Genomic DNA, 20,793 nt, shown 5'->3' on the forward strand with positions numbered 1-20,793 from the left:
AATCGTGTCACTCCACACGAATGCTCAAACTATTTTGCAAACTCAGGCTATGACCGGAGCTAATCTCATCCCGCTCTAGTTCAAGCGACCGGCCTAAGCGGCGTCAGTCACCGCTTCCTGGGTGTGCATGCGCTCGACTTCCTTCGGCGTCGGCTTGGCCACTTTCGTCACGAAGACGATGACCGCCAGCGTCAGGAAGATCGCGCCGAGCACATAAGGGGCACCGCCGAACACGACCGGTGCCGTGGGGCTCGTGAACCAGGAGAAGATCGCCGTATAGAGCAGCGGCGTGATGATCGAGGTGATCGAGAAGATCGAGGTCATCGCGCCCTGCAATTCGCCTTGCGCCGAAGGCGGCACCTTGGCGGCGGCGAGGCTTCTGAGCGGCGGATCGGCCAGCGCTTCCAGGCAGCCGGCCACGATCACCGCATAGATCATCCAGCCTTGCGTCGAAAACGCGTAGCCGAACGCGCTGAGCGCGGTGAAGGTCAGCCCGATCGCCGCTGTCCTCCACTCGCCGAGTTTTGGAATGATCCGCGGCAGCACCGTCGCCATGATGATCGCGCCGCACAGGCCGAAGGCGCCGAGCGAGAAGCCGATCTGTTGCTGGTTCCAGCCATAGCGGTAGTTGGAGACGAACGCCCAGACCGCCGGATACATCATGTGGCCGAGCGTCATCAGGAAGAACACAAGCCCGATCCAGCCGATGCCCGGATAATTGCGCATCTGCATGAGCGTGCCGACCGGATTGGCGCGCTTCCACTCGAAGGGCCGACGGTGCTTTTCGTCGAGCGTTTCCGGCAGGAACACCATCGCGATCAGGAAATTCACGAAGGCAAGTGYTGCGGCGAAATAGAACGGCACGCGCGGCCCGAACGTGCCGAGCAGCCCGCYCAGCACCGGGCCAATGACGAAGCCGACGCCGAAGGCGATGCCGAGCAGGCCGAAATTCTTCGCCCGGTTCTCGTCGTTCGAGATGTCTGCGATGAAGGCCGATGTCGTCGAATAGCTGGCGCCGGAAATGCCGGCGAGCACGCGGCCGATGAACAGCATCGGATAGGACCAGGCGATGGCGCAGATCAGATTGTCGATCGAGAAGGTCAGCACCGAGGCAAGTAGGACAGGTCTGCGGCCGAAGCGGTCGCTCAAGCCACCGATGATCGGCGCGAAGAAGAACTGCATCGCCGCGTAGACGAAGAACAGCCAGCCGCCCTCGATCGCAGCCTCGCTGACGCTGACGCCGCTCAGTTCCTCCAGATAGGCCGGCAGCACCGGCATGATGATGCCGAAACCGATGATGTCGAGCAGCAGCGTCGTGAAAACGAGCGCAAGGCCCCGCTTGGCGGTTTTCGGGTCGATCATGGCGATAAGCTCCTCAGGCCGCCCGAGGCGGGACGCACCTTATAGGCGAGGTTCGCAGCAGGAACAATCCGCGAACGAAGCCAAACGTCTTATGCTGACATCACTTGCCAGCTGCCGCCGATCGCGGATCACATGCGAAAAGAAGCGGCGGGCGCCGCCTCAGATCGGACCGCTCATCGTGTTGCAATCGGACAGCTTACCGCTCTTGTAGCCTCGCGCCAGCCATATCTGCCGCTGCTGCGATGTGCCGTGGTTGAAGCTCTCCGGCACGACATAACCCTGCATCCTCTTCTGCAGCGTATCGTCGCCGATCTGCTTGGCGGCGTTCAGCGCGCTTTCGATGTCGCCCTGCTCCAATATGCCTTTTTGCGCGGTGTAATGGGCCCACACGCCGGCGAAGCAATCGGCCTGAAGCTCGATGCGCACGGAGAGCTGGTTGGCGTCGGCCTCGCTCATGCCCTGCCGCAGCTGGTTGAATTTGCTCATGATGCCGGTGAGGTTCTGCACGTGGTGGCCGACCTCATGCGCCACCACATAGGCGCGCGCGAATTCGCCGGAAGCGCCGAACTGCTGGTCGAGCTGCTGGAAGAAGGTCATGTCGAGATAGACCTTGTGATCGCCTGGGCAGTAGAACGGCCCGGCCGCCGCCGAAGCGAAACCGCAGGCCGAACGAACCTGGCCGCTGAACAGCACCAGCTTGGGATCCTCGTAGGTCAACCCCTGAGATTTGAAAATGCCGGTCCAGGTGTCCTCGGTTTCCGCCAGCACGGTCGCAACGAATTGCTTCATCTCGTCATTGGCGGGCGCGCCGCCATTTTGCGAGCTGGTGTCTTCCGTGATCTGGCCGCCGCCGCCCGGCAGCAACCCGCCGTCGCCGCCACCCAGGATCTGCGACGGATCGAAGCCGAAATACCATCCCGCGAGCACGACCAGGATGACCAACAGGATGCTGCCGCCACCGCCGGTGCGGCCGCCGATCGGGATACGGAACTGGCCGTCGCCGCCCAAACCGCCGCCGAGCCCGCCGCCATCGCTGCGCTGGTCCTCGATATTGTCGCTCTGACRACGGCCTCTCCAAAGCATGGCAACTCCTCGCAATGCGAATGTCCTGGCGGATCGGCACGCCACCGTCCCCTGCAGACAATTATCGCAACGGCTGGCCTAAGTCACAGAATTTTTCGCCCGCGACAATGCGCGGGCTGGAGCAAACTCCGATCTGGCCGGTTAATTTCAAGCCCGTATAAACCGGYCGGAAATCTCAGCTTTTCTGCTTGGCGCCGGCACTTTTGCCGTCCGAACTTTTCGAGCGTTCCTCGAAACGCGCCGCGCCCTTCTTCAGCGGATGACCGGTCTCGGCCTCGGTCTTACGCTCGTCCCTGGCGGCCGCCTGCCGCAATCCCCTGGCCGCCTGCTTTCCCTTGGCGGTCGGTGCTTGTTCGATGCCCATTGCTTCCTCCCTACGCGCGACAATCGCGCGACGTGGAAAGTAATGCGGCGGAGATGCGTCGGTTCCGTTTCAAGGCGTTCGGGCGGATCGAATTCCTACGCCTGGCGATGCGTCATCGCCCGGCGGAAAGCGTCAAGCGTTTCGGCGCTGACATGGTGCTCGATGCCTTCGGCGTCGATGCGCGCCGTCTCGGCGCTGACGCCCAGCGAGCGCAGGAAGGCCTCCACCGTCTGGTGGCGGATGCGGCTTTCCTCGGCGACCTTGCGGCCGGCTTCGGTCAGGAACACGCCGCGATAGGGTTTGCGCGACACCAGCCCGTCGGCGCACAGCCTGGTCAGCATCTTGGCCACTGTCGGCTGCGCGACGCCGAGCCTTGCGGCGATATCCACCTRCCGCGCCTCGTTGCCGTCCTCGATCAGATCGGCGATGAGCTCGACATAGTCCTCGACCAGCGCGCTGCGGCGCGCCTGGCGCTGCTGCCGGAATCCTTCCGAATGGATCTCGGCATCGGGAAGCGGCTCTTCGCGTCGAACCGGTTTGTTCCTAAGCGCCAATATGCGCTCCTCCTGGCCTGTCCTGGAGCATGATGCCGAAAAGTGTGAAGCGGTTTTCGGACGACATCATGCCCRTCGGCTGAATCAGGATCGCATCCATAGCATGAAACCCCTGATGATCCCGGCCGTTTATTTGCATTCCCGCGTGTGCGCAACCGGCGTTTGCCGCCGCCCGCCCCGGAAGTTGCTCCCGCGGATCACGAAAGCATGATCATTGAAATATAGCCTATTGCATAATGTTGAGCCATGGCATAGGTAAAAGACACTTCGATAATTCAGCGGAAGTCCCATGTCCGATGCCGATGCAGCAACCGTAGCCCGACCCGCATGGCGATTCGACAGGCCCGACGACGAGCAGCCCAGCCTGCGCGAGGTGAACGCCTCGATCGCCGTGCCGCGCACCGGCGTCTGGTTCCGCCGCCTGTTCGCCTTCATGGGACCGGGCTACATGGTCTCGGTTGGCTATATGGACCCCGGCAATTGGGCGACCGACCTCGCCGGCGGCGCGCAATTCGGCTACACGCTGCTTTTCATCATCATGCTGTCCAACCTGATGGCGATCCTGCTGCAGGCGCTGGCCGCGCGTCTTGGCATCGCCACCGGTCGCGACCTCGCCCAGGCCTGCCGCGCCTACTATCCGCGCCCCGTCAATCTGGTGCTCTGGATCGCCTGCGAGCTGGCGATCATCGCCTGCGACCTCGCCGAGGTGATCGGCACGGCGATCGCGCTGCAGCTTCTGTTCGGCATTCCGCTGATCGGCGGCGCCATGCTGACCGCGCTCGATGCCTTCCTGGTGCTTCTCCTGATGAACAAGGGCTTCCGCTACCTCGAAGCCTTCGTCGTCGCCTTGCTGATCATCATCTTCGGCTGCTTTGCCATCCAGATCTTCGTCGCCGCGCCGCCGGCGGGCACGATCCTGCACTCGATGTTCRTGCCGTCGTCGCAGATCGTCACCAATCCGGCGATGCTCTACATCGCCATCGGCATCATCGGCGCGACGGTCATGCCGCATAACCTCTATCTGCATTCCTCGATCGTGCAGACCCGCGCCTATGAGCGTACCGATGCAGGCAAGCGCGACGCCATCAAATGGGCGACGACGGATTCGACCATCGCGCTGATCCTGGCGCTGTTCGTCAACGCATCGATCCTGATCGTCGCGGCGGTCRCCTTCCGCAACACCGGCCATCATGACGTCGCCGAGATCGGTCAGGCCTTCGAGTTGCTGTCGCCGTTGCTGGGCCTGGGCATCGCCTCGATCCTCTTCGCCGTCGCGCTGCTTGCCTCCGGCCTCAACTCGACCGTCACCGCGACGCTCGCCGGCCAGATTGTGATGGAAGGCTTTTTGCGGCTGCRCATCCCGCAATGGGCGCGCCGCCTCCTGACGCGCGGCATCGCCATCGTCCCGGTGGTGGCCGTCACCRCGCTCTATGGCGAGAAGGGCACGGCCGAGCTGCTTGTGTTCAGCCAGGTGGTGCTGTCGATGCAACTGCCCTTCGCCGTCATCCCGCTGGTGCAGTTCGTGTCGGACAAGAAGAAGATGGGCAGTTTCGCCATACCACGTGCCGTCGCGGTCCTGGCTTGGGTGGTGGCCGCAATCATCCTCGTTCTCAACTTCAAGCTGCTCTACGACACCATCGCCGGCTGACCGCGACATTCCAGCCGGACGCGCTATTCTTGGCGCCATGGCCGAACCGGACGAAGCCCKCAGATTCTATGCCAAGCTGTTGGCCGCGCAGGCCCGGTCGGCCGACCCGCGCATCGAGGAGGTGTTCGCCTCGGTGCCGYGCGAGGCGTTCCTGGGTCCGGGACCATGGACTGTCTTTGCCGGCGAAGGCCGGTTCGAAACGCCRAGCGCCGATCCCGGCTACATCTACCAGAACGTGCTCGTCGTGCTCGACGCCGACAAGGGCATCAACAATGGTGAGCCGCTGCTGCACGCGATGTGGCTCGGCAAGGTCGAGCCGAAACCAGGCGAGGCCGTCACCCATATCGGCGCCGGCACCGGCTATTACACGGCGCTRCTTGCGAGACTGGTCGAGCCGGGCGGCAACGTCACCGCCTTCGAGATCGAGGTCGACCTTGCAGCGCGCGCCAAGGYGAACCTTGCCCGATACAGCAACATCGAGGTGATCCAAGCCGATGCCGTCGCCAATCCGCTGCCGTCCTCCGACATCGTCTATGTCAATGCCGGCGTCGTCGCCCCGCCCGCCGCATGGCTGAAAGCGCTGAAACCCGGYGGCCGCATGATCTTTCCGTGGCGTCCCTCCGAAGCCGTCGGCCTCGCGGTCCTCATAACCCACTTGGAAAGCGGCTTTGCCTGCCGGCCCTTCATGGGCTCCTGGTTCATCCCTTGCGTCGGTGCCTCCGCTGCCGGGCCGGACGCGAAAATACCGACCCGCGAGCGCGCCGCGCGCACCCGCTCGATATGGCTGACGGCGACAAAGGCGCCGGACCGCACCGCAACCGCCGTGTTCGGCGAAGTCTGGTTCTCGTCACGCGCCATTCGCGCTGACAACACGCGATAGAAATTCGCTGGGCCGTGTCGGAACGCGGCCTTGCCGTTCGTCCTTAGCTCGAAATCCGGGCGTGACGGGCACGGACCAGCCAAAAGGAGAAAAACTATGCGCAAGATCATCGCTGCCACCTTCGTCAGCCTCGACGGCGTCATGCAGGCGCCCGGCGGGCCGGAAGAGGATCCGGTCGGCGGCTTCGAATTCGGTGGCTGGACCTTCCATTATTTCGACGAGGTGGCGGGCGCGGCGATGGAGGAACTGTTCTCCAAGCCCTTCGACCTGCTGCTCGGCCGCAGGACCTACGACATCTTCGCCGCGTACTGGCCGTATCAGAAGGACCCGATCGCGGACGTCTTCAACCCCGCAGTCAAATATGTGGCAACGCATCGCCCGGATTCGCTGACCTGGCAGAACACCCGATCGCTTGGGCCCGATATCGTCGCCAGGCTCAAGGAACTCAAGCAGGAAGATGGACCTGACCTGCTCATCCAGGGATCGGGTAATCTGATCCAGACCTTGCTCGCCAACGGGCTGATCGACGAGATCCGGCTGATGATCTTCCCGCTGGTGCTGGGCAAGGGCAAGCGGCTGTTCGGCGACAACGCGATGCCGGCGGCCTTCAAGCTCGTCAAATCGCAGGCTTCCACCACCGGCGTCATCATGGCGACCTATGAGCGTGCAGGCGAAATCCGTACGGGCTCGTTCGCCCAGCAGGAGCCTTCGCAAGCCGAGCTCGAACGGCGCAGGACCTGRAAGTAGCACAAGGCTGTCCGCGGCGGGCCGGGCCTGCCGCGCTTCCGATTTTGAAGCCTCTTCGCAACGCGACGGACCGGTCAGGAGCCGCCGATGATCCCCACCATTACCGCCTTTGAACGCTCGCCCGATGGCGGCAGGGGGCTGGCGCGCGACATGCACGTGCGCTGGGCGCTCGAGGAAGTCGGACAGTCTTACGACGTCCGTCTCGTTTCGTTCGGCGGGATGAAGCAACCCGCGCATCTTGCGCTCAGTCCCTTCGGCAGTATCCCGACCTATGAAGAAGGCGGTCTCGCTCTGTTCGAGTCGGGGTCGATCGTCCTTCACATCGCGCAGCGCCATACAGGCCTGTTGCCCGACGACGCGAACGCCCGGGCACGCGCGATCACCTGGATGTTCGCTGCGTACAGCACGGTTGAGCCGCCGATCCTCGATCGCGCGACAGYCGTGATCCTGGAGCGCGATGCGCCGTGGCACGATGAGCGCCTGCCCCTGGTCGATGACCGGATCCGCAAGCGGCTGGCCGAGCTCTCCCGCCATCTCGGCGATTGCGACTGGCTCGATGGCGCCTTCAGCGCGGGCGACCTCGTCATGGTGGGCGTGCTGCGCCGGCTGCAGAGATCGGGCCTCCTGAACGAGTTCCCGAACCTTGCCGCCTATGTCTCCCGCGGCGAGGCGCGGCCGGCCTTCAAACGCGCTTTCGAGGCGCAATTGGCGGTCGCGATGGCGGCATCGAACAGTTGACCCAATCTTCCGTTCACGCCGCCTGGCGATAGCGGGAAAGGCCTTCGCGGATATGGCCGGCAAACGCCTGCGCGGCCGGCTGGGTGGCATGTTTCGGCAGATGCAGGTTGACGGAGAAATTCGGCAGCGCCGGAAGGCCTGCATCGGACAGGATGTCGAGATCGGCCGGAACCGTCGAGGCAAGCCAGGTGGTCACGGCAAGATCCGACCGCACCGTCGCGGTCGTGGCATCGATGTTGCCATTCTCGAACACGGTGCGCCAATCGAGCCCGTGCTCGGCGAGTGCCGACAGCACCGCCGGCCGGAAGGCGCAAGTGTCGGCGACGATGGAAACCGGCAGCGGGCGCTTCAGGCGTGCCGCCCCGCCTCTGGCGCCGACCCATACCAGCCGGTCGATAAGCAGGCATTCGCCAGGGCTGGGGCCGACGCGCTCCTCGATGACGGCAAGGTCGATGGTGCCTGCCGCCAGCGCCGCCGCGAGCTCCGGCGAGGACGCGCAGACCAGCGATATCTCCACCTGCGGATAGGCTTCGGCGTAAGCTTTAAGCACAGGCGCGAGCAGCGTGCCGACGAGATCGTAAGGCACGCCGACCCGCACCCGCCCGGCAACCGCCCCGCCCCTGATCTCGGCAAGGATTTCGTCATTGAGCCGCAACAGGCGCCTAGCCTTGTCGAGCAGCCGCTCGCCGGAACGCGTCAGCCTCAGACCGCGGYGGTCGCGCTCGAACAGGCTTTGTCCCAACACCTCTTCCAGCCGCTTAACCTGCTGGCTGACAGCGCCTTGCGTCAAATGGAGMGCGTTGGCCGCCGCCGTCATGCTGGCCTTGTCGGCCGTCGTGACGAAGGTGCGGATCAGGGTCATGTCGAGATCGCGGATCATCCACGGCATTATAATTGCTAATGCAAACCATATCAAACATTGCATTTACTGATGCCTCGAAGCGCCTAAGCATGCCGGCTTTCTCCACTGGGAAGCCCGCATGTCCGAAACCATCATCCCGCTGGTTCTGTTCGCGCTGATCTCGACCTCGACGCCCGGCATCGCCACAACATTGTCGACCGCGTCCGGCGCGCAATYCGGCTTTCGCCGTTCCGTGCCGCTGATGGCCGGCAGTGCCGCCGGACTGGCGACCGTGGCAGCCGCGGGCGCGGCCGGCCTGGCTGGACTTTTAGCCGCCATTCCATCCCTRCAGCTCGCCATGAAGATCGCCGGCTCGCTCTATCTCATCTGGTTGGCGATCAAGATCGGCCGCAGTGGTCCGCCCAATCTCGATATCAGCATGGCCAAGCCGAACAGTTTTTTCGGCGGCGCCGGTATCCAGTGGATGAACCCGAAAGGCTGGGCGATGGGGCTCGGAGCCGCCGCATCCTTCGCGGCGCTGGCGGACGGTCCGTTGCAACTCGCGCTGCTGCTCGGCGCCGTGTTCGGCCTGGCGGCCGCCTTCTCACTGTCGCTGTGGTGCGTGGCCGGAACCCTGCTTGCCCGCCTGCTCAAGACGGAGCGCCAGTGGCGCGCGCTCAACATCGTGCTCGGCCTGCTGCTGGCCGCCTCGATCCTGCAGATGTGGCGGCCGGTATAGCACCCGGTTCCTCGCCCCACGAAAGTGGGGAGAGGTGGCTCGGCGAAGCCGAGACGGAGAGGGGAATGGCGCCGCCCTAACAAGTAACCCTGCGAAGGGACTCGCCCTGCGAAGCCCCCTCTCCGGCCGCTTCGCGGCCACCTCTCCCCCGCTTTGCGGGGGCGAGGAACCCAGCCCTCAGACGGCGTAGCGCGCCGCCGGCTTGCTCGAGAACAGGCTGCCGTAGAAATGATCCCGGGCGCCGAGATAGGTGTTCAGCTCGGAAGCGTCGGCAAGGCCGGGCGCGGTTACGGTCTCGCCCTGGGCGAAACCGGCAAGCGCGGCGTCGACCAGATCCTCTGCGCTCATGATCCAGTCCGGATTGAGCCTGTCGAGGCTGATTCCGGAGACGTCCCACAACTCGGTGCGGACCGGTCCGGGCACGACGGACTGGACCTTCACATCGGTGCCGGCGACTTCCTTCTGCAACGCTTCGGTGAAGTTGGCGACATAGGCCTTGGTGCCGCTGTAGATGCCGCCGACGGCAATGCCATAGGCGACGACCGAGGCGATGTTGATGATCGCGCCGCGATTGCGCTTGATGRGGCCCGGCAGCACCGCGCGGGTCAGCCTGGTCAGCGCCACGACATTGACCTTGATCATGCGCTCGGCCGCGTCGGCATCGGCGTCGGCAATCGTCTCCAGGCCGCCCACGCCGGCATTGTTCACCAGCAGCGTCACGCTGTCGTCCGTCGCGACCGCCTGCTCGACACGGCGCAGATCGGCATCGGCCGCAAGGTCGGCGACGATCGTCTGGACCTTGCGGCCATAGGCATAGGCGAGCCTGWCCGCCACCTCCTGCAGCCGGTCGGCGCGCCGCGCCACCAGCACCAGATCATAGCCCTGCCCCGCCAGCCGGTCCGCATAGACCGCGCCGATGCCCGACGATGCGCCGGTGATAACGGCTGTGCCCTTGTTGTCCTTCGTGCTCATTGTCTTGTTCCTTTGTTCGCTTCGCTTGGCTCGGCGCCGATGATCGCATCACCAGCAGAGCCGCTGATTTCAATTAGTGGCATATGCCACTTTCTGCGAAGTAGGTATATGCCACTATCTTGTCAACGGCGGCGGCGAAAACTATTTCTGCGGCAGGCCGGGGGGCACCGCCCTTCGCGATGCCGCCCCCGACGCCCACCATTCGAGCGCCGACGCGCCGGCGAGGAGTGACCATGAACGAAGCCCAGAAACCGGGATTCAGCCGCTGCAACAACGCCACGTTGCGCCGTGCCGCGCGCAGCCTCGGCCGCTTCTACGACGACGCGCTTGCGCCGTCCGGCCTGAAGGGCACGCAGTTCGGGCTGCTTTTTCAGATCCATGTCAGCGATGAGCCGGCAATGGGCACCATCGCCGAGGCGCTGATCATGGACCTCTCGGCGCTTGGCCATACGCTGAAGCCGCTGATCCGCGACGGCTATGTCGAGACCTTTCCCGACAAGGACGACCGCCGTGTCAAGCGCGTGCGGCTGACGCCGCAAGGTCAGGCCAAGCTCGACGAGGCGCTCAAGCTTTGGAGCGTCGCCCAGCGGCAATTCGAGGACAAGGTCGGCGCCGAGCAGGCAGCGAAGCTGCGCGCCGCGCTGGACGCCGTGGCTGACCTCGACCTGGAAATGCCGGCGGCCGCTCCTTCCGTCTGAAGAAGCGGCCGCCAATCAGGGTCTGTGTACCGGCTTACTCGGCTGGCATTGCGGCAGGGCTAACCAACATCCGACCGGCCAGCACGACGCCCAGGCCGACGATCGGGAATACCGCCGCAACCAAGCCGAGATCGGCCGGGACGCCGAAGCGCAGCACCGCGGCGCCGACCACCGCGCCCAGCGYGACGCCGAGATAGAGCGCCGAGGCGTTGAGCGACAGGACGATGGGCGCGGCATCAGGCGCAAGCTTGATGATGCGGCTCGCCTGCGCCGGCGGGAAAGCCCAGCCGACGATGCCCCACGGCACCATCATGGCCATCAACGCCGGTCCGGCCAGATGATGCGGCAGGAAGGTCGGGATCAGCGAGAAGGTGACGAGCATCGCGGCCGACAGCGTCAACGACCAGGCGACGGTGCGTGTGGCRCCGAAGCGGTCCGCGGCCTGCCCACCGGCGATGTTGCCGATGACGGCGCCGACGCCGAAGGCGAGCAGCATGCCCGGCAGCGCGATCGGCGAGAGCCCGCCGCCTTCGATGGCCAAAGGCGCGATGAAGCTGAACACCGTGRAGGCGCCGACAAGCGCGAGCGCCGTCGTCAGCAGGATCGGCATCACGCCGGGGCGCACCGCCGCCGCCAGCCTGCGCTTCAGCGGCAGCCTGGTGCCGATGATGCCGCGCGGCAGCCGCCACCACAGGATCGCGCCGGACAGCGCGCCGAGCCCGGCGATGGCGAAGAAGGTGCCGCGCCAGCCGGCGATCGCCGCGACCAGCGCGCCGAGCGGCGCGCCGACCGCCACCGCCACCGTGGTGCCGCCGACGACGACGGCGATGGCGCGCGCCCGGTGATGGTCGTCGACCAGCGCCACGGCCGTGCCCTGCGCGGTCGCCGCGAACAGGCCGGACGACAGCGCCATGACGATGCGCGCGATCAACAACAGCTCGAAGGACGAGCTCACCGCCGCCACCAGGTTGCCGATGACGAAGAAGACCAGCGTCCACAGGATGACGCGCCGCCGGTCCCAATCGCCGGTCAGCGTCGCCAGCACCGGCGCGCCGATCGCATAGGCGAGCGCGAAGGCGGTGATCAGCGAGCCGGCGAGCGGCACGGAAATGCCGGCATCGGTCGCGATGTCGGGGAGAAGGCTCGAGATGACGAAGCCTTCGGTCGAGATCGCGAACGACCCGAGCGCCAGCCAGAAGATCCGCTTGTCCATGGGGAACTGTCCTTAGTTCAAAAGTTATTGAACAATTGGACATGGCAGGGCATGATGTCAACCGAGCCGKGACAAAATAGCTGAACCCTACTGACAGCCCTGTGTCAGGACGGGGTCGAAAAGAAAAGGTCATGTCTGTCGGCGGAAAAGGAAGYCGCGTTGAAGTTCGTGCCGTTTGTGCTTAATTCTGGGTCATGAGCCTGCCCCATCCAACCGCCGACCAGATCAGCCTGCCGATCGTGCTTGCCGTGCTCGGCGACCCGACCCGGCTTGCCATCGTGCGCTATCTGGCGAGCAAGGAAGGCGTGCCGCTGAACTGCAGCAAGTTCCTCGACCTCRCCTCCAAGACCAATCTCAGCTACCACCTCGCCAAGCTGCGCGAGGCGGGCGTCACCCGCAGCGAAGCGGTCGGCACCAGCCGGCTGATCACGCTGCGCCGCGACGACCTCGACAAGCGTTTTCCCGGCCTGCTCGACAGCGTGATTGCCGCGGCCGACGGCGACAAGGATCTGCCGGCGGTCGGCACCGCCGAAGTCGAGGTTTCGGCCTGATCCATGCGCATCGCGGTTATCGCCGACATCCATGGCAATGTGCTGGCGCTGGATGCGGTGCTTGACGATCTCCGGTCGCGCGGCGGCGCCGACATCACCGTCGATCTCGGCGACTGCGTCTCCGGACCGCTCTGGCCGCGCGAGACGATGGAACGGCTGCAGGCGCTCAACCTGCCGACGGTGCGCGGCAACCATGACCGCCGCGTCGCCCAGGACACGGCCGACGAGACCATGTGGCCGTCCGATCGCTACGCCCAGGAGCGGCTGACCGCCTCGCAGCGCGAGGCCTTGCTCGCCTTGCCGCTGACATTGGAGATCGCGCCCGGCTTCGTCGCCTTCCATGCCCGGCCGGACCATGACGAGAAATATCTTGCCGACGCCATTGTCGACGGCCGGCTGGTGCGCGCGCCGCTTGCCGCGATCAGGCGCCGGCTGAAGCCGCTCGATCCGGCCTGCCGCCTGGTGCTGTGCGGCCACAGCCACCGCAATGAGCTCATCCGCGTCCCCGGCGGTCCGGTCATCTTCAACCCGGGCAGCGTCGGCTGTCCGGCCTATGACGACGACACGCCGCCGGCGCATGTCTCGGAGCAAGGCTCGCCGCACGCCCGCTATGGCATCGTCGAACTTGGCACGGACGGCCGTCCCAGCCGCTTCGAGAGCATCGCCGTCGACTACGACCATGAAGCCGCCGCAAAGCAGGCCGAACAAGCGGGAAGACCGGAATGGGCGCAAGCGCTGCGGACTGGTTTTATAAAGGATTGAGCGAAGCTCATATCGAGCATCACGATTGAAGTGCATTGGTTATGGCCGAGGGATGAAGCGCAAAGTCACGCTCCGATCGACGCTGCTGATCGCCGCTCCCTTGTGTCTGGCCGCCCTCCCGGCCTTGGCTCAGGATGCGCCCGGAACAATCATCTCGATCATCGGTGGCCTCGCGCCGGACGATTTGCTCAACATCCGCGCGACCGCTTCACCGGGCGGAAAGATCGAAGCGCGCCTGCCCAACGGCGCGGCCGTGAAGAATTACGGCTGCAAGGCCGTCAACAATTATCCATGGTGCAAGGTCGAGGACACGCAGGACGCCCACATCACCGGCTGGGCGCCGGCCCGCTATCTCAGTCCCAACAACCCGGCGCCGCCTCCTGAAGACGGCGCCGCGCCGGCGACCGCCACAGTCGCGTCTCAATCGCCTCCTGAGGAGCCACAGCCGGATATAGCGGCGCGCCTGGGCGGCGGCGAGCCGGCCGAGCCGCCTTCCGCGGCCGAAATCGGCAAGACCGCCATGCTGGATGCCTATGGTCTCGCTTTCGCAGCCGCGGCAAACGCCCAATCCGACGCTCCTGCCCCCGACGCCGCCGGCGGTATCCCCTGCGCGCGCCGCATCGGCCAGCCGATGACCCGCTGCGACGTCAGCGTTACCCGCAAGGACGGCGACAGCACGGTGACCGTGACCTGGCCCGATGGCGGAGYGCGCGTCATCATCTTCCATAGCGGCCAGCCAGCCAGCTCGGATTCGCCCGACGAATTGCGGTTCACGCGTGAAGGCACGCTGAACATGATCCGCGTCGGCGTTTCCGAGCGTTTCGAGATCACGGACGAACTAGCGCTGGGCGAATAGAGGGATTAGGCCGTCGGGGAACACCGACCCGCAGCTTACTGCCCYTCATTTTCGGGGTTACATCCGCCAAAACTCTTCCCTATAAGGCCCTCCTAGCCTGATACCTGAATCGCAAGCACAACCGGCCGGGTCCTCCCCCCGTCCCGGTTTTTCGTGCAAGCCGCTCGCCGAACGGATTTTTCGAATATGCCAAGACGCACCGACATCAAGTCGATCCTGATCATCGGGGCCGGCCCCATCGTCATTGGCCAGGCTTGCGAGTTCGACTATTCGGGCACCCAGGCCTGCAAGGCGCTGAAGGAAGAGGGCTTCCGCGTCATCCTGGTCAACTCCAACCCGGCCACCATCATGACCGATCCGGAGCTGGCCGACGCCACCTATATCGAGCCGATCACGCCGGAAGTGGTGGCCAAAATCATCGCCAAGGAGCGGCCGGACGCGCTGCTGCCGACCATGGGCGGCCAGACGGCGCTCAACACGGCGCTCTCGCTGCGCCGCATGGGCGTGCTCGACCGCTACAATGTCGAGATGATCGGCGCCGACGCGCATGCCATCGACAAGGCCGAGGACCGCGCGCTGTTCCGCCAGGCGATGAGCAAGATCGGGCTGGAGACGCCGCGCTCGATGCTGGCCAACGCCACCGACGTCAAGAACGCCGACCGCAAGACGCATGAGGCTGAGCGCGCGGCGCTCAAAGCCGAGAACCCGGAAAACCTCGATGGCGCGCTCGACGCACTGGAAACCCGCTGGAATCTCGGCGAAGGCGACCGCAAGCAGCGCTATATCAGCCATGCCATGGCGATCGCCGCCCAGGCGCTCGACCATGTCGGTCTTCCGGCGATCATCCGCCCCTCCTTCACCATGGGCGGCACCGGCGGCGGCATCGCCTACAACCGCGCCGAATTCTACGACATCGTCCAGTCCGGCCTCGACGCCTCGCCCACCACCGAGGTGCTGATCGAGGAAAGCGTGCTCGGCTGGAAGGAGTACGAGATGGAGGTCGTCCGCGACAAGGCGRACAACTGCATCATCATCTGCTCGATCGAGAACCTCGATCCGATGGGCRTGCACACCGGCGACTCGATCACCGTCGYGCCGGCGCTGACGCTGACCGACAAGGAATACCAGATGATGCGCAACGCCTCGATCGCGGTGCTGCGCGAGATCGGCGTCGAGACCGGCGGCTCCAACGTACAGTTCGCCGTCAACCCGGCCGACGGCCGCCTGGTCGTCATCGAGATGAACCCGCGCGTCYCGCGCTCCTCTGCGCTGGCCTCCAAGGCCACCGGCTTCCCGATCGCCAAGGTCGCGGCCAAGCTCGCCGTCGGCTACACGCTGGACGAGCTGGAGAACGACATCACCGGCGGCGCCACGCCCGCCTCCTTCGAGCCGACCATCGACTACGTCGTCACCAAGATCCCGCGCTTTGCCTTCGAGAAGTTCCCCGGCGCCGAGCCGGTGYTGACCACCGCCATGAAGTCGGTGGGCGAAGTGATGGCCATCGGCCGCACCTTCCAGGAATCGCTGCAGAAAGCTTTGCGTGGACTGGAAACCGGCCTGACCGGCCTCGACGAGATCGACATCCCGGGCTTCGGCCACGGGCCAACCGCCGCCGATCACGTCGACGACCGCAACGCGATCCGCGCCGCGCTCGGCACGCCGACGCCCGACCGGTTGCGCATGGTGGCGCAGGCGATCCGCATGGGCACGTCGCTCGAAGACGTGCACGCCATGTGCAAGATCGACCCGTGGTTCCTCGAGCAGATCGCCGGCATCATCGCCATGGAGGAGCGCATCCRTGAGCACGGCTTGCCGCAGGATGCCGTCAATCTGCGCATGYTGAAGGCGATGGGTTTTTCCGACGCCCGCCTTGCCTCGCTGACCAAGACCGACGCGGAAGTCGTCCGGAAGGCCCGCGAAAAGCTCGACGTTCATCCGGTCTACAAGCGCATCGACACCTGCGCCGCCGAGTTCGCCTCGCCGACCGCCTACATGTACTCGACCTATGAAGTGCCCTTCGCCGGGACGCTCGACAACGAGGCGCGCGTGTCGGCGCGGAAAAAGGTCGTCATCCTCGGCGGCGGCCCGAACCGCATCGGCCAGGGCATCGAGTTCGATTATTGCTGCTGCCATGCCGCCTTTGCCCTGCGCGACGCCGGCTATGAGGCGATCATGGTCAACTGCAACCCGGAGACGGTCTCGACCGACTACGACACGTCCGACCGCCTCTATTTCGACCCGCTGACGGCGGAGGACGTGCTGGAGATCCTGCGCGCCGAGCAGGCCTCGGGCGAGCTCGTCGGCGTCATCGTCCAATTCGGCGGCCAGACGCCGCTGAAGCTGGCGGATGCGTTGGAGAAGGCCGGYATCCCGATCCTCGGCACCTCGCCCGACATGATCGACCTCGCCGAGGACCGCGACCGCTTCCAGAAGCTATTGCACAAGCTGAACCTCACCCAKCCGAAGAACGGCATCGCCTATTCGGTCGAGCAGGCCCRCCTCGTCGCCGGCGAGCTCGGCTTCCCGCTGGTCGTGCGCCCGTCCTATGTGCTCGGCGGCCGCGCCATGCAGATCATCCATGACGAAAGCATGCTGCAGACCTACCTGCTCGATACCGTGCCCGGCCTGGTGCCGGAGGACATCAAGCAGAAATACCCCAACGACAAGACCGGCCAGATCAACACGCTGCTCGGCAAGAACCCGCTGCTGTTCGACACCTATCTGTCCGGCGCCATCGAGGTCGACGTCGATTGCCTTTGCGACGGCAAGGAGACCTTCGTCTCCGGTATCCTGGAGCATATCGAGGAAGCCGGCATCCATTCGGGCGATAGCGCCTGCTCGCTGCCGACGCACTCGCTGCATCCCGACCTCGTCGACGAGCTGGAGCGCCAAACCGCGGCGCTTGCCCGCGCGCTCAATGTCGGCGGCCTGATGAACGTGCAATACGCCATCCAGGACGGCACGGTCTATGTGCTGGAAGTGAACCCGCGTGCGTCGCGCACCGTGCCCTTCGTCGCCAAGACCATCGGGCGTCCGATCGCCAAGATCGCCGCCCGCATCATGGCCGGCGAGACGCTGGAAAACGCCTTCGCCCATTACGGCGCCATGCCCGACGCGCGCAACCCCGGCCATATCGCGGTCAAGGAAGCCGTCTTCCCCTTCGCCCGCTTCCCCGGCGTCGACATCCTGCTCGGCCCGGAAATGCGCTCGACCGGCGAGGTCATGGGCCTCGATCGCGATTTCGCGCTGGCCTTCGCCAAGAGCCAGCTGGGCGCCAATGTCGACCTGCCCCGCTCCGGCACCCTGTTCGTCTCGGTGCGCGACGAGGACAAGAAGGGCATCCTGCCGGCGGTGAAACGCCTCGCCGGCCAAGGTTTTAAAGTGCTGGCCACCTCCGGCACCGCCCGCTTCCTCGCCGAGAACGGCGTGACGGCCGAGAAGATCAACAAGGTGCTGGAAGGCCGCCCCCACATCGAGGACGCCATCCGCAACCGCCAGGTCCAGATCGTCTTCAACACCACCGACGGCCAGAAGGCGGTGTCCGACTCGAAGTCCCTGCGCAGGGCAACGCTGATGCAGAAGGTGCCGTATTACACGACGCTGTCAGGGGCGGCGGCGGTGGCGGAGGCGATTGCGGCGCTGCGGGCGGGGAACCTGGAGGTGCGGCCGCTGCAGGAGTATTTTGGGTAAGGTCGTAGCGACGCGACCCAAATCTCGCTACGGCGTACCTTTGCTCGTTAGCTCACAGCCTCTGGAGTAGTCGTCTTTTCGATCTTATTTTTGGCTCGCTCCAACTTACTTGCGGCTTTCTTTATTCTGGAAGCCGCCTCCTTTGCCTTATCACCCTCAATTGTGTCGCGCTTAATTACCTCATTCTCGATAAGCTGTGAGAGGTTTTCGTTGCCGACTCTAATATCGGGAAAGAGCCTTCGAATTTCTCGCCGTAGGAGTGAGATTACTGGTTCTGAGCGCATGATCGCAGAGACCGTGAATTTGTTGAAAAGCTGGGCCTGCTGGTGAAAAGCATCCATCGCGTCGATTGTCAGYCCTTCCTTGGCGAATAGGAACAGGCACTGAAGATGGTCTTCATTTTTTGGATTCACGTCGGCTAAAACGATACGGCAGACTTCTTCATGGCTGATTTGGTTCGCCACATAGATCCGGACCAGTCGCCACTCGACGGCATTCGTCAGGATTACCCAATGGATACCCTGATGAGCGCCATAGTCGATGACCTGACGCAAATGATTATCCGCGAGTTCCGCACCGGCTGATTTCACCTCGACAAGCAATCGAAGTTTGCCGCCTATCTTAATCGCAAGATCGACGTAGGTGGCTTTGATCTGATGCTCGGAGGTGAGCTCCTCGTATTTCTCGTAACCGAACACCTCGGCAAGGATGTCTTTCACCAGCGTAACGGTGTCGGCCTCGGCCACATCCGATTTCTGCTGTGTTACGGCAATACGCTGATATTTCTTGATATTCGACGCAATCCGGTCGACGAACTTCTTAGGTAGCTTATTCATGACTCGCCCTCCCTATCCCCACCGGGATTTGAGGACGACTTTACTTTAAAGACAAGCAGAAATTACGCCGGCTTGAAAAATGTGTCCCGTGGCTGTCGTAATCACGCCACCGCTACACACTCAATCTCGATCAACTCCATCGGCCATGACGCCACCGACACGAAACTCCGCGCCGGCGGGTTGGTGGCAAAATACTTCGCGTAGACCTGGTTGATGGCGTTATAGAAGCCGGGGCGTAGATGCRCACCATCACCACCTTGTCCAGCGGGGTGCCGGCCGCTTCCAGGCAGTGTTTCAGCGCCTTCAGCGATGCCTCGGTCTGGGTCTCGATGTCGCCGCGCACCATCTCGCCGATCGCCATGTYGGCAGGCGGCGTCGCCGAGATGAACACGAAGCCGTTGGCGCACATGGAGAAGGTGCGCTTGTCTCACCCCTGCCCTAGATAAGCCGACCGATCCTTGCGCAAAAAATGCGCAACGTAGCGTTCCTTCGCCCCCCTCTCTGTCCTGCCGGACATCTCCCCCTCAAGGGGGGAGATTAGCCGTCACGCCGGCTTTCGCCAATCTCCAACGTCGCAGGAAAGGCGGAGGCGTCGAAGCTGCCAATCTCCCCCCTTGAGGGGGRGATGTCCGGCAGGACAGAGAGGGGGGCCTCGCACCGACGCTGGCCTATTGGCTTCTCCCAAACCCTTACTGATGCGCGACCGCCAGGTCCTTCACGTGCTTCTCATGCATCTTCAAAACCGGCAGCGTCTTCTTGGCGAATTCCTTCAGCGCCGGGTCGTCGCCGGAATTGGCATAGGTGGAAAACAGCGCCACCGCATCCTTATGCGCGTCGGTCTGCATCTTGATGTATTTGGCGTCGAAGTCCTTGCCGCCGGCAGCCTTCAATTCGTCGAGCATCTGCTGTTCCTTCGRCTGCAGCGCCGGGCCGGCGGGCTTGATCGACGCGGTGGTCTGGCCCTGGCTCATTRCCGCCTTGAAATCCTCGCCCGCCTTGCTGTGATCCTTGATCATCTGCGCGGCGAAGGCCTTGACGTCGGCCGATGCCGACTTCTCCTGCGCCAGCTTGCTCGACTGGATCTCGGATTCATTGGCGTTGGGCACGGTGGTGACGAAGGTCTGGGTGTCGACCTTGTTCTCGGTCACCATCGGTCCCACGGCATCTGTGTCGTCCGATTGGGCGAACGCGGCGGGCGCGCCGGCAAGAAGCGCGACGGCGACCAGGGGCAGCAGCGTTTTCATCTCGATCTCCGGTCCGAAACAGCCCCTCCGCCTTCCCCAACGCCGCACCGGCCCCAGGGGTTGCCTCAAAAAGAGCGCGCGGGCCGAGGCCCGCATCGCCATCAGTGGCAGTGCGCGGCGGGCGCCTGTCCGGCATATTGCAACTGCTCGTGCCAGTTCGGGCGCCCTTCCGGCGTGAAATCCATCAGATTCCACAGGATCTCGCAGGTGCCGATGGCGCGAGGGTCCTGGCCGGGTTCGGACGGCTCGAAGCCGAGCTCCGACGACCAGAAATGCCGGATGCCGTCGCCGTCGCGGTGGAACACCGAAAGCAGCGGTATCTGCGCGCCTTCGGCGGTTTCGGAATTGTAATCCCGCTTGAAAGCGTTGCCGGCCGAGGAGACCAGCCGCATGTTTTTCCAGCCGCGGTCACGGCCGAGCGCCATCAAATTGTCGAGCGCGGTCTTCGCCACCACGGCGAAGTTGAAGCCCGCCGCTTCGAGATGGCCGATCGCGCCGTCGAACTGGTCGAGCAGCGCGGTGCAGGACGGGCATGGCTGGTCCTGCCGGGCAAGCTTCGCCGTCTCGCCGCCCGCCGCCACCTCGCGCGTCTCCTGCGGATGGCGCGGGAACATCATCTGGTAGAGGATCAGCGTATCCTTCCCCGGCGCGAAGAGGCCCGACAGCTTGACCTTCGCCGGCTGGTTCTTGTCGTCCAGGGCATCGAACACATAATGCTGCGGCACCAGCCCGCCCGGCGGCAAAGCGCGCCTCGCTTCGGCGACCGCCTCCATGGCGCGGCGCAGCTCGATTTCCTTCTTCAGCAGTTTCTCGCGGGCCGTGCGGTAGTTGGCGGATTCATTGGGAAAGGTGATCATGATCGTCTCCTTGGCCTTCGCGCCGGCGTCCCGGCGCGGGTTGCTCTACGACCCAAGGACGCGCCGCCCGGATGCGATCCGACATTTTTTCATCGTCGGAACCAGCCCCGCTTTGCGGCATTCCTTTGCCTGACTAGAACCGTCCGGGAACGGGGGAG

Annotated in this window: 20 protein-coding genes and 1 pseudogene; 10 read left to right on the forward strand and 11 right to left on the reverse strand. The window is 64.5% G+C overall.

Going from position 1 to position 20,793, the window contains the following annotated elements; all coding sequences use genetic code 11:
• Nucleotides 1-93: 93 nt before the first annotated feature.
• From LCM4576_RS21855 to mntR, 4 genes are all read right to left on the reverse strand, one after another.
• Nucleotides 94-1,362: a TCR/Tet family MFS transporter gene (locus LCM4576_RS21855; RefSeq protein WP_071034622.1), complete on the reverse strand. Its 1,269-nt coding sequence runs from the start codon at nt 1,360-1,362 to the stop codon at nt 94-96.
• A gap of 159 nt (nt 1,363-1,521) precedes the next feature.
• On the reverse strand, nt 1,522-2,445 hold the full coding sequence (locus LCM4576_RS21860; protein ID WP_071034623.1) for a neutral zinc metallopeptidase: 924 nt from the start codon (nt 2,443-2,445) through the stop codon (nt 1,522-1,524).
• Nucleotides 2,446-2,620: 175 nt separating this feature from the next.
• Nucleotides 2,621-2,809 carry a hypothetical protein gene (locus LCM4576_RS21865; protein ID WP_041002355.1) on the reverse strand — a complete coding sequence of 63 codons (189 nt, stop codon included), beginning with the start codon at nt 2,807-2,809 and terminating at the stop codon, nt 2,621-2,623.
• Nucleotides 2,810-2,904: 95 nt separating this feature from the next.
• Complete coding sequence (mntR, locus tag LCM4576_RS21870) at nt 2,905-3,363, reverse strand: manganese-binding transcriptional regulator MntR (protein WP_071034624.1); 459 nt, start codon at nt 3,361-3,363, stop codon at nt 2,905-2,907.
• Between the two features lie 289 nt (nt 3,364-3,652).
• Between mntR and LCM4576_RS21875 the strand changes: the two genes are divergently transcribed.
• From LCM4576_RS21875 to LCM4576_RS21890, 4 genes are all read left to right on the forward strand, one after another.
• The gene (locus LCM4576_RS21875) at nt 3,653-5,011 is read left to right on the forward strand and encodes an Nramp family divalent metal transporter (RefSeq protein ID WP_071034625.1); all 1,359 of its coding nucleotides are present in this window, start codon (nt 3,653-3,655) and stop codon (nt 5,009-5,011) included.
• A 37-nt stretch (nt 5,012-5,048) separates the two neighbouring features.
• Complete coding sequence (locus LCM4576_RS21880; RefSeq protein WP_071034626.1) at nt 5,049-5,891, forward strand: protein-L-isoaspartate O-methyltransferase; 843 nt, start codon at nt 5,049-5,051, stop codon at nt 5,889-5,891.
• A 96-nt stretch (nt 5,892-5,987) separates the two neighbouring features.
• Nucleotides 5,988-6,638, forward strand: coding sequence for a dihydrofolate reductase family protein (locus LCM4576_RS21885; protein WP_071034627.1), 651 nt, complete (start codon nt 5,988-5,990; stop codon nt 6,636-6,638).
• Between the two features lie 87 nt (nt 6,639-6,725).
• Nucleotides 6,726-7,376, forward strand: coding sequence for a glutathione S-transferase family protein (locus tag LCM4576_RS21890; protein WP_071034628.1), 651 nt, complete (start codon nt 6,726-6,728; stop codon nt 7,374-7,376).
• 13 nt (nt 7,377-7,389) lie between these two features.
• Here LCM4576_RS21890 and LCM4576_RS21895 read toward each other — a convergent pair whose 3' ends face one another.
• Complete coding sequence (locus tag LCM4576_RS21895; RefSeq protein ID WP_071034629.1) at nt 7,390-8,256, reverse strand: LysR substrate-binding domain-containing protein; 867 nt, start codon at nt 8,254-8,256, stop codon at nt 7,390-7,392.
• A gap of 100 nt (nt 8,257-8,356) precedes the next feature.
• On the opposite strand from LCM4576_RS21895, the gene LCM4576_RS21900 reads away from it, so the two are divergent.
• Nucleotides 8,357-8,956, forward strand: a complete 600-nt coding sequence (locus LCM4576_RS21900) for a LysE family translocator (RefSeq protein ID WP_071034630.1) — start codon at nt 8,357-8,359, stop codon at nt 8,954-8,956.
• A gap of 177 nt (nt 8,957-9,133) precedes the next feature.
• Here LCM4576_RS21900 and LCM4576_RS21905 read toward each other — a convergent pair whose 3' ends face one another.
• A complete protein-coding gene (locus LCM4576_RS21905) occupies nt 9,134-9,928 on the reverse strand; it encodes an SDR family oxidoreductase (RefSeq protein WP_071034631.1) in 795 nt (264 codons plus the stop codon).
• Nucleotides 9,929-10,161: 233 nt separating this feature from the next.
• On the opposite strand from LCM4576_RS21905, the gene LCM4576_RS21910 reads away from it, so the two are divergent.
• Nucleotides 10,162-10,626, forward strand: a complete 465-nt coding sequence (locus LCM4576_RS21910) for a MarR family winged helix-turn-helix transcriptional regulator (protein ID WP_040989531.1) — start codon at nt 10,162-10,164, stop codon at nt 10,624-10,626.
• Nucleotides 10,627-10,660: 34 nt separating this feature from the next.
• On the opposite strand, the gene LCM4576_RS21915 is transcribed toward LCM4576_RS21910, so the two are convergent.
• Entirely contained in the window at nt 10,661-11,839 is a 1,179-nt protein-coding gene (locus LCM4576_RS21915) for an MFS transporter (RefSeq protein WP_071034632.1), read from the reverse strand.
• Nucleotides 11,840-12,033: 194 nt separating this feature from the next.
• On the opposite strand from LCM4576_RS21915, the gene LCM4576_RS21920 reads away from it, so the two are divergent.
• From LCM4576_RS21920 to carB, 4 genes are all read left to right on the forward strand, one after another.
• Entirely contained in the window at nt 12,034-12,390 is a 357-nt protein-coding gene (locus LCM4576_RS21920) for a helix-turn-helix transcriptional regulator (protein WP_071034633.1), read from the forward strand.
• A gap of 3 nt (nt 12,391-12,393) precedes the next feature.
• Complete coding sequence (locus LCM4576_RS21925) at nt 12,394-13,152, forward strand: metallophosphoesterase (RefSeq protein ID WP_071034634.1); 759 nt, start codon at nt 12,394-12,396, stop codon at nt 13,150-13,152.
• Between the two features lie 52 nt (nt 13,153-13,204).
• Nucleotides 13,205-14,008 carry an SH3 domain-containing protein gene (locus tag LCM4576_RS21930; RefSeq protein WP_071034635.1) on the forward strand — a complete coding sequence of 268 codons (804 nt, stop codon included), beginning with the start codon at nt 13,205-13,207 and terminating at the stop codon, nt 14,006-14,008.
• A gap of 186 nt (nt 14,009-14,194) precedes the next feature.
• Nucleotides 14,195-17,698 carry a carbamoyl-phosphate synthase large subunit gene (gene carB, locus LCM4576_RS21935; RefSeq protein ID WP_071034636.1) on the forward strand — a complete coding sequence of 1,168 codons (3,504 nt, stop codon included), beginning with the start codon at nt 14,195-14,197 and terminating at the stop codon, nt 17,696-17,698.
• A 47-nt stretch (nt 17,699-17,745) separates the two neighbouring features.
• Here carB and LCM4576_RS21940 read toward each other — a convergent pair whose 3' ends face one another.
• The 4 genes and pseudogenes from LCM4576_RS21940 to LCM4576_RS21955 form a co-directional block, all read right to left on the reverse strand.
• On the reverse strand, nt 17,746-18,534 hold the full coding sequence (locus LCM4576_RS21940) for a type I restriction enzyme HsdR N-terminal domain-containing protein (protein ID WP_040989545.1): 789 nt from the start codon (nt 18,532-18,534) through the stop codon (nt 17,746-17,748).
• 101 nt (nt 18,535-18,635) lie between these two features.
• Nucleotides 18,636-18,937 (reverse strand): annotated as a pseudogene (locus tag LCM4576_RS34995) (Rid family hydrolase); the annotation flags it as partial.
• Between the two features lie 286 nt (nt 18,938-19,223).
• Complete coding sequence (locus LCM4576_RS21950; protein WP_071034638.1) at nt 19,224-19,778, reverse strand: DUF4142 domain-containing protein; 555 nt, start codon at nt 19,776-19,778, stop codon at nt 19,224-19,226.
• Nucleotides 19,779-19,879: 101 nt separating this feature from the next.
• Complete coding sequence (locus LCM4576_RS21955; protein WP_071034639.1) at nt 19,880-20,635, reverse strand: DUF899 family protein; 756 nt, start codon at nt 20,633-20,635, stop codon at nt 19,880-19,882.
• Nucleotides 20,636-20,793: the final 158 nt, after the last annotated feature.

Source organism: Mesorhizobium sp. LCM 4576 (assembly GCF_001854815.1).
GTDB classification, from domain to species: Bacteria; Pseudomonadota; Alphaproteobacteria; order Rhizobiales; family Rhizobiaceae; genus Mesorhizobium; species Mesorhizobium plurifarium.

Excerpts from the sequence above, each read along its gene's own strand:
- LCM4576_RS21865 (WP_041002355.1), bottom strand. The coding sequence starts at position 2,809 with ATGGGCATCGAACAAGCACCGACCGCCAAGGGAAAGCAGGCGGCCAGG.
- LCM4576_RS21910 (WP_040989531.1), top strand. The coding sequence starts at position 10,162 with ATGAACGAAGCCCAGAAACCGGGATTCAGCCGCTGCAACAACGCCACG.
- LCM4576_RS21925 (WP_071034634.1), top strand. The coding sequence starts at position 12,394 with ATGCGCATCGCGGTTATCGCCGACATCCATGGCAATGTGCTGGCGCTG.
- LCM4576_RS21955 (WP_071034639.1), bottom strand. The coding sequence starts at position 20,635 with ATGATCACCTTTCCCAATGAATCCGCCAACTACCGCACGGCCCGCGAG.